General features: G+C 42.9%; 7 protein-coding genes and 3 tRNA genes. All 10 read right to left on the bottom strand.

What is annotated here, in order from left to right:
* Positions 1–257: 257 nt before the first annotated feature.
* Positions 258–348 (bottom strand) — tRNA-Ser (locus CWC03_RS21265).
* A gap of 89 nt (positions 349–437) precedes the next feature.
* A complete protein-coding gene (gene nadA / locus CWC03_RS21260; protein ID WP_010605119.1) occupies positions 438–1481 on the bottom strand; it encodes a quinolinate synthase NadA in 1044 nt (347 codons plus the stop codon).
* 133 nt (positions 1482–1614) lie between these two features.
* A tRNA-Lys gene (locus tag CWC03_RS21255) sits at positions 1615–1690 on the bottom strand.
* 155 nt (positions 1691–1845) lie between these two features.
* A tRNA-Lys gene (locus tag CWC03_RS21250) sits at positions 1846–1921 on the bottom strand.
* A 149-nt stretch (positions 1922–2070) separates the two neighbouring features.
* Complete coding sequence (gene ybgF / locus CWC03_RS21245) at positions 2071–2826, bottom strand: tol-pal system protein YbgF (RefSeq protein ID WP_010377599.1); 756 nt, start codon at positions 2824–2826, stop codon at positions 2071–2073.
* A 12-nt stretch (positions 2827–2838) separates the two neighbouring features.
* Complete coding sequence (gene pal, locus CWC03_RS21240) at positions 2839–3372, bottom strand: peptidoglycan-associated lipoprotein Pal (protein ID WP_017215988.1); 534 nt, start codon at positions 3370–3372, stop codon at positions 2839–2841.
* 40 nt (positions 3373–3412) lie between these two features.
* Positions 3413–4771, bottom strand: a complete 1359-nt coding sequence (gene tolB / locus CWC03_RS21235) for a Tol-Pal system beta propeller repeat protein TolB (RefSeq protein ID WP_138583568.1) — start codon at positions 4769–4771, stop codon at positions 3413–3415.
* 9 nt (positions 4772–4780) lie between these two features.
* Positions 4781–5722 carry a cell envelope integrity protein TolA gene (tolA, locus tag CWC03_RS21230; RefSeq protein WP_138583567.1) on the bottom strand — a complete coding sequence of 314 codons (942 nt, stop codon included), beginning with the start codon at positions 5720–5722 and terminating at the stop codon, positions 4781–4783.
* Positions 5722–6150 (bottom strand): protein TolR, encoded by a 429-nt coding sequence (gene tolR, locus CWC03_RS21225; protein WP_138583566.1) that lies wholly within the window; start codon positions 6148–6150, stop codon positions 5722–5724. Before tolR ends, tolA begins: the two co-directional genes overlap by 1 nt.
* On the bottom strand, positions 6137–6841 hold the full coding sequence (gene tolQ / locus CWC03_RS21220) for a protein TolQ (protein WP_010377591.1): 705 nt from the start codon (positions 6839–6841) through the stop codon (positions 6137–6139). The genes tolR and tolQ overlap by 14 nt, the downstream gene beginning before the upstream one ends.
* Positions 6842–7782 lie beyond the last annotated feature (941 nt).

Genomic DNA, 7782 nt, shown 5'->3' with positions numbered 1-7782 from the left:
TTAATTCAATTGGTATTAGATCACGGATACTGAACTCAAATTCGTACGACTATGCCGTTTGCGACTCCAGCCGATAATCTGAGGCTACATTACACAAGCAAAGGTATTTTTTAAATAGAGATGACGTAAACCAGAATGGTTTTTGAAGATGCGCTGTATTGAGGAAATAAAAACGAAGTTTAGGGTTTTCATAGCCCCAGAATGTCCCCAAAAGTACGAGCAGCTTTTAGTAGATGATTGATTTAAATAAATAGGAATGGCGGAGAGAGAGGGAGTCGAACCCTCGATACGCTATAAACGTATACACGAGTTCCAGTCGTGCGCCTTAAGCCACTCAGCCATCTCTCCGCACTGAATTGCGGGGCTAATACTATGAAAAGCCTCGCACTTTATCAAGCAGTTTTTTGCTTTTAGGATTTATTTGTCTATTAATCCTACTATTTTTGCAAGGATGCAGAAAAATCTAGCATGCGATTAAGCGAACGTAGTGCGCCTTCACGCAATTCCATATCAACGAAGACTTCTTTGCCTTGTGGGCTGATAAGCGCTTCTTCAATTGCTTGTAGGCCGTTCATTGCCATCCAAGGGCAATGGGCACAGCTACGACATGTAGCGCCTTCACCAGCGGTAGGCGCTTCGAAGAACTCTTTCTCAGGGCAAAGTTGCTGCATTTTATAGAAGATACCGCGATCGGTAGCAACGATAAACTTCTGATTATCCATTTCTTGCGCAGCTTTAATTAACTGACTCGTTGAGCCTACTGCATCCGCTAAGTCTACGATTTCTGCAGGAGACTCAGGGTGAACCAGTACTGCGGCGTCAGGATGCAGTTGTTTCATGTCTTTAAGGGCTTTGGTTTTAAATTCATCATGAACGATACATGCACCGTTCCACATGATCATATCTGCACCCGTTTTCTTTTGAATATAAGAACCCAAGTGCTTATCCGGACCCCAAATGATTTTTTCGCCTTGCTCATCAAGGTGCTCAACAATCTCAAGCGCGCAAGAAGAGGTGACAATCCAATCCGCTCTTGCTTTTACCGCAGTTGAAGTATTGGCGTATACCACCACTTTTCTATCTGGGTATTGATCACAAAACGCAGAAAACTCGTCGATAGGGCAACCTACATCCAACGAGCAAGTTGCTTCGAGTGTTGGCATCACAACGGTTTTGTGCGGTGTCAATATTTTTGCCGTTTCGCCCATAAAGCGCACGCCGGCTACGATGATCATGTCTTTGTCTTCTTGCTTAGCGCCAAAGCGTGCCATTTCTAATGAATCAGCAACACAGCCGCCAGTTTCTTCAGCAAGTGCTTGGATCTCAGGATCAGTATAATAGTGGGCAACCAGTACCGCATTCTTTTCAACTAATAGCGCTTTGATACGCGCTTTATACTCTGCTTTTTCTTCAACGGTAAGAGGGGCAGGTTTTGGAGGGAAGATATAATCTTCCGGCATAATACGTTCAGCTAGACTCATTTCTCGACCACTAGTCCACATTGCATAATTAGGTGGAATTATACGAAAAATACAGGGGTAATCCTAGCGAATGTTTAGCTCAAAATGGCGAGTTTAAGAAAGTATTTTGAATAATATATGAAGAATAAGAGGATGGTGGGTCATGATGGACTCGAACCATCGACCAATGGATTAAAAGTCCACTGCTCTACCAACTGAGCTAATGACCCGCTCAAGCATTAAAAGTGCCATTAATTCATCCTGAAGAGGTGTTCCGGCTCGTCGTCCTGACTCGCGTTCAAAAAGCTGCGAAGCCTTGCTTCGGTCTTTTTTCACCCAACTGAGCTAATGACCCGCTCAAATATGAATTCTAAAGCTTGTAAAGTGGTGGGTCATGATGGACTCGAACCATCGACCAATGGATTAAAAGTCCACTGCTCTACCAACTGAGCTAATGACCCACTTAACGCAGCAGTTTTTTGTTACCAATCGCCTGCTGCGGGCGCTTATAATACTTATTTAAATTTTGAGTGCAACTGAAATAGCTAGTTTTTTTCACTTTTTATGACTAAGCGCCTAATTTTAAGGCACTCAGCTCAAAAAGTGATAATTACATCTTCGCTAAACGCTCTGTTGCCAACTTTGCAGGAGTCGTACTTGGATACTCTTTAATCAATTTATTAAGGAGTGTCTTCGCTTCAGCGGCTTGTCCCTGTTTATGTAAAATAGTACCCAGCTTTAACATCGCTTCTGGACGTTTATTCGATTCAGGGAAATTATCAACAACGGTTGCAAAATGAGACTTAGCTTTTCCATCGTCAGATTTTATTAAGAATAGCTGACCTAACCAGTAATGCGCGTTCGGCACATACACTGAATTTGGATACTGCTGTAAGAAACTTTGAAACTCAGGGATCGCCGCATCGTAGCGCTTATCCTTCATTATCATGTTTACTGTACGGTCGTACGCTTCATTCTCAGACAGATTACTGCTGAATGCTTGCTCTGGCGTAACATCAGGCGTTACCGCAGCTGCAGTGGATTGTGACTGGTCATAAGCTTGACTGACGCGATTTTCAATCTCTTGATATAACTCACGTTGACGTTGTAGCACTTTTTCAAGCTTATAGCTCTGCTCTTCTGTCACACCGCGTACTTGGCTTACTTCTTCTTGTAAAAGATTAAGCTGTTGCTGAAGCTCGGCTTGCAGTAAATTGCGGGTTCTCATCATGCTCTCTAATTGAGAGACACGTTCTTCAAGTGTTTGATTTGAATTTGCAGCTTCTGAAACAGGAGCGGGAGCAGCCCAAACTTGGGCGCTCCCGCTCATGAGTAAGAATGCTGCCAAAATAGTATTCGGCTTCATAATAACTCTTTCTTAGTACACTAATACCGCGCGACGGTTCTTAGCGAACGCTTCTTCTGTACGTGACTTAATCATAGGCTTTTCTTCACCATAGCTCACTACAGAGATTTGGCTGTCAGAAACACCAAGGCTTTGAAGGTATTTAGCAACTGATTTACCACGGCTCTCACCTAGTGCGATGTTGTACTCTGGCGTACCACGCTCATCAGCGTGACCTTCAACAAGTACTTTCACGCTTGGGTTTTTCACTAGGAAATCAGCGTGCGCTTGAAGTAGTTCAGCATATTTGCTCTGAATAGTAGATTTATCAAAATCGAAGTAAACGATCTGTTCTTGACGTAGGGCTTCATATTTCTCACGTAGTTTTTCTTCCGCAGATTTCTCGCGAGACATAGTGTTTACATCAACAGTGTTGTCTTGTGTGGTTGCCGCTTGGTTGCTTTCGCTCGCCGCGCCCTCATCAACACTTGAAGATGAGCTACATGCTGCAAGTGTCATCACTGGCAACGCGACCATTAAGGCTTTTAGAGTTTTGTTAAGTTGCATCGAGTATATTCCTATATCTTTATAAATCTAACCAGCAAAATTACTGTAAAAACGGCGACCAGGCTGGTGCCTTAACTTGACCGTCCAAGACAGGTAATCTTGCCTTGAAGCGACCATCCATAGACACCAATGCCAATACCTGCTTATTATTGTGCAAGGTGCTGTATATTATCATCGAACCATTTGGTGCAATACTCGGAGACTCATCTAGTCTGGTACGAGTCAGCACTTGAAACAGCCCGGAATCCAATTCTTTTTTCGCAATGTGGTAACGGCCCAGCGTACGGTTAACCATAATCAGACGTTTACCATCTGGCGTGATCGAACCTGCTAAGTTCATGTCGCCGTCGAACGTAACTCGCTTAGACCTACCAGTTTTTAAATTTAACTTATAAATCTGAGCATTACCACCCCTTTCAGATGTATACACAATTTCTTGACCGTTTGGATGCCAAGAAGGCTCAGTATCTATACTACGATGACGAGTTAAGCGTGTTTCTTGACGCGTTTTCAGGTCAATTAGATATACTTCTGTCGCTCCACCTGCATCCTTAGAGAGTACTGCAAGTAATTTAGTTCCATCGGGAGAAAACTGTGGTGCGCCATTGATACCTGGGTGACTTGTGATCAGTTCGCGTTTCCCAGTGTAAATATCTTGAATGTAGATTTGCGATTGGCGATTTTCAAAAGTCACGTACGCAAGTTTGTTTGCATCTGGCGACCATGCAGGAGACATTAACGGCTCTTTGGAGCGCAATAACACCTGCTCGTTGTAACCGTCATAATCGGCAACAACTAACTGGTATGGCTTATCTTGGCCGTCACGTACAATGACGTAAGCGATCTTAGTTCTAAATGCGCCTCTTTCACCAGTTAAAGCTTCGTATACAACATCGCTAATTTGGTGCGCATAGTTTCTAAAGCCTGTGCTGCTGACAATACTTTGGCGTCCTTCAAGTACATGATCGTCACTTTGCATTAAGCGACCATTTGACATAATGCGAGTTTCGCCACCAGTAAGCTGTGCCCTGATCACATCAATCAATTCATACTTTACCAAGTAGCGCCCAGCAGATTGCTGAGTCACGGTGCCTACTACTACCGCTTCAACCCCCGCATCGACCCATGCAGCGTAATCGATCTCCGAGTCAGTTGTAGGTAATTGAGGCATGTCAGCCTCAGCAACGGGCTTAAATTTACCGCTGCGCATCAGGTCCGCAGAAATAACGTCACTTAAACTCGACGGCATTTCACCAGTGCCATTATACTTAAATGGCACAATCGCGATGGGTCTAGCACTGTCTACCCCTTCTGTTATCACAATTTCAAGTGCGGCTTGCGCAAACTGTGATACACCCAGAGTAAAAACCAGCAGTAAGGTTGTGAACTTCTTTAGCATGTTCGTCCTTTAAAAATTTGGTTTAATTGTTAAATTGATATTCTTAAGCTGCTCAAACACGTCTTTATCTTTAGAAACAGGTAAAGTATCGGCCATTTTCACAGCACGAATAGCAGCTTCACAAACTAGCTTGTCGCCGCCCAATGATTCTACATGCGTCACAAGGCCGTTGAAGGCTAGACGAATGTTTACTCGACATTGTTTACCTTTCATTGTTTCATCGATAAGCAAGTTTGCTTGAATGCGTTGCATGATAAGTGCTTTAAACTTATCCACTTCGCTCAAGACTTGCTGTTGACGGATCTTCGCTCTTGCTGCCTGCTCCTTAGCAAGCTGATCACGCAGCATTTGTTCTTCAAGTGCCTTTTGACGTTGACGCTCCGCTTCTTCCGCTTTTCGTTTTTCCTCAGCTTCGCGACGTTTCCTCGCCTCTTCGGCCTTTCTTAAGCGATCTTCCTCAGCTTGACGCTGGGCTGCTGCCTTTTTAGCAGCTTCTTCCGCAGCGGCTTTTTCAGCTCTCGCTTTATCAGCCTGCTCACGTTGCTTTTTCTCAATTTCACGAGCGCGTTTAGCTTGCGCCTCAGCTTGGCGAGTCTCTTCCAACTTAGCTTGACGCGCTTGCTCCAGCTTTTTAATGCGCCTAGCTTCGGCTTCACGGTCTTTTCTGGCTTGCTGTGCACGTCGCTCAAGATCTCGAATACGGCGATCTTCAGCAGCTTGCTTTTCCTCTTCTCGCTTTTTTAAATCAGCAATCTTTTTCTCAACCGCTTGCTGATCAACCGACACCGCAGAAACCGCCCTTTCAGGCTTTTGATCTTTTTGCTGTGGATTTAAGGTGACTTCCATCACAGTAGGTGTTTCAACTTGAAAATTTGCCGTAGCAAATAGCAGACCGCCAATCGCGCCATGAAGCAATACTGACTTAACTACACTGCTAGATAATGAACTCATTACTCATCCTCAAATGATTTAGTCATTAGGCCAACAGAAGGAACACCTGCTCTTTTCAAGAAATCCATTAAATATAGTACTTCTTGATACGACACTCTGCCCGAACCTTTAATCATTACAGGGGTATCTGGGTTTTGCTCTAACTTAAGCTTAATCACCGCAGCTACTTCTACGGCATCCATTGGTGCTTCTGGGTCAGTACCAACAGTCACAAAATAGCGACCTTCAGCATCAATAGTGGCAATGATCGGTGGCGAGTCTTTAGTTTCAACCAATTCAGACTCTTCCATCTGGGGTAAGTCTACTTTTACGCCGTGTTGAATAAGTGGAGCCGTTGCCATAAAGATGATCAACAGCACCAACATAACATCAATATAAGGAACGACATTGATCTCCGCGACGGGACGACGTCTCTTACGCTGATACATTTTGTTTTGCCTCTACTTGTGTTGCAGCCTGACGATAAAGAATATTAGCGAACTCTTCCATAAAGTTAATGTACTGAGTTTCTAGCTTTTCTACATTTTTGGCAAATCGGTTATAGGCCATAACCGCTGGAATTGCCGCAAACAGACCCATGGCTGTCGCAATCAACGCTTCAGCAATACCTGGTGCAACCATTTGCAGTGTCGCTTGTTTCACTTCGCCGAGCGCGATGAAAGCGTTCATAATACCCCACACGGTACCAAATAGACCGATATAAGGGCTGATAGAGCCAACTGTTGCCAAAAAAGAAAGGCTCGATTCTAACTTTTCAATTTCACGAGAAAGCGCGACACGCATTGAACGGTGAGTACCTTCAACAACAATTGAAGGAGATTGGATATTGCCTTTTTTATGCTTTGCAAATTCTTTAAAGCCGGATACAAATAGCGCTTCTAGTCCAGAGGCACTGCCAGTCCTTGCTGCTATTTCATTATAGAGTTTGCTAAGATCCATACCGGACCAAAATTTTTGCTCGAAATTCTTTGATTGGCTTTGGGCTTGAGAAATGACGGTTTTACGTTGAAAAATAATTGCCCAAGAAGCAATAGACAATCCCACCAGGGTCAACATAACAAGTTGTACCAAAAAGCTGGCTTTTAAAATTAGATCGACAAAATTTAGTCCCGATTCCACGTTATTATACTCCCAAAAGTGTTTCGGCAATGGTAGCCATTTATATTCTTGCGCTCTACCGAGCAATATCTAGAGATAGACTAGATTTACTACCAAAAGGTTCAGCTAGTTTAACCACACTGCAAATACCTTACAATCTCAATACTGCGAATTCATTGTATTTGACGATAAATAGAGCCAAACAGTGTAACTCCCTTTGCTTTACCCAAACTTAAGCAAATTCGACAATCTCCAACACAACCTCTAAATATGACCCAAAATTGCATAAAACAGGAGTTTTATGCACAAACAGAGAATAAAACCTCAAAAAACAAATTGGTCTTACCAATTAACAACAGATTATCTAATATTTACACTTTGCGCATATAACATACAAAACTATATTTTACATAAACTTACACAAATACATCACCACATTTAAGCTCACTTTTTAACCTTAACAAAAATTCTGATATTAGTTTTTTTTATCTGAAAAAAGAATTTTTCTAGTTTGATGAAAAGCCAAAACCTCTTTAATATACACCCTGTACTGAGCGAGCAGCTGAAGTTTCAGCAAAGCACAGTTACTTGCAATAGGATTCTGATTTTTCGTATTGCTTAGATGACGCATTTTGTGGATAAAACCCAAAGTAACTCATCTTGTTCCCTGGATTACTTCCTTCAACTTGTTGTTTTGCCCGCATTATTTGCGGGCTTTTTTTTGCCCGAAATTTGGTACAAGCTCCTAATTAAGCTCCACGCTTGGTTTAAAGGACGAGACAATCTACAAATAGTTTAAGCAACGTATAGCCCACACAGGTCGAGATAAATTTACCTGTGGTTTAGATAAGAAAGGTTCTCACTCCTTGTTGTTAAGGGGCAACTTAATTTACCTCCTTGTCTAGCCAGAAAGTTTTAGGGGAAACTAGGCGAATTTACGCACAATAGCTGGCTATTGGAAG

The sequence above is a fragment of the Pseudoalteromonas sp. S2755 genome (assembly GCF_005886535.1).
Classification (GTDB): Bacteria; Pseudomonadota; Gammaproteobacteria; order Enterobacterales; family Alteromonadaceae; genus Pseudoalteromonas.
This window is presented reverse-complemented; position numbering and strand designations above follow the sequence as displayed.

What these genes read in the sequence shown, in the direction of transcription:
- nadA (WP_010605119.1), bottom strand. Translation starts at nt 1,481, where the DNA reads ATGAGTCTAGCTGAACGTATTATGCCGGAAGATTATATCTTCCCTCCA.
- ybgF (WP_010377599.1), bottom strand. Translation starts at nt 2,826, where the DNA reads ATGAAGCCGAATACTATTTTGGCAGCATTCTTACTCATGAGCGGGAGC.
- pal (WP_017215988.1), bottom strand. Translation starts at nt 3,372, where the DNA reads ATGCAACTTAACAAAACTCTAAAAGCCTTAATGGTCGCGTTGCCAGTG.
- tolB (WP_138583568.1), bottom strand. Translation starts at nt 4,771, where the DNA reads ATGCTAAAGAAGTTCACAACCTTACTGCTGGTTTTTACTCTGGGTGTA.
- tolA (WP_138583567.1), bottom strand. Translation starts at nt 5,722, where the DNA reads ATGAGTTCATTATCTAGCAGTGTAGTTAAGTCAGTATTGCTTCATGGC.
- tolR (WP_138583566.1), bottom strand. Translation starts at nt 6,150, where the DNA reads ATGTATCAGCGTAAGAGACGTCGTCCCGTCGCGGAGATCAATGTCGTT.